Here is a 328-nt window from a genome sequence, read left to right on the forward strand (position 1 = left end):
ATCTTTTGCCTTTGCATTGGCGTTCGTCAGGGCTTTTTTCGCCGCCGAGGTGCCGGTCTTCTGTGCCCGCTCACGCGCCTTGGCTACCCGATCCATCTGGGCATCCAGGGACTTGGTCGCCGTTTCGACTGACTTCTCAGCCTTGGTGACAACCGGCGAAACAGCCGCCGTGGCCTTCGCCTTTGCAGGGCGCTTGGCCTGCTTTCTCTTCTTCGCTACTCGTGCCATCCCTTGTCTCCTGTCAGAGTCAGAAAACTACCTCTGCAATCTGTCTAAAAGTGTGCTGGCGGTAATGCCGTTTTGCTGCCCCGGGACTTATTACCCACCT

At 57.3% G+C, this 328-nt stretch carries 1 protein-coding gene; it reads right to left on the reverse strand.

Annotated elements, in window-relative coordinates; all coding sequences use genetic code 11:
- The coding region (locus AVJ23_RS21975) for a hypothetical protein (protein WP_205626907.1) at positions 1-228 on the reverse strand (228 nt) is incomplete at its 3' end.
- Positions 229-328: the final 100 nt, after the last annotated feature.

Origin of the sequence: Pseudoponticoccus marisrubri (assembly GCF_001482405.1) — a bacterium.
In the GTDB taxonomy this organism is placed as follows: domain Bacteria; phylum Pseudomonadota; class Alphaproteobacteria; order Rhodobacterales; family Rhodobacteraceae; genus Pseudoponticoccus; species Pseudoponticoccus marisrubri.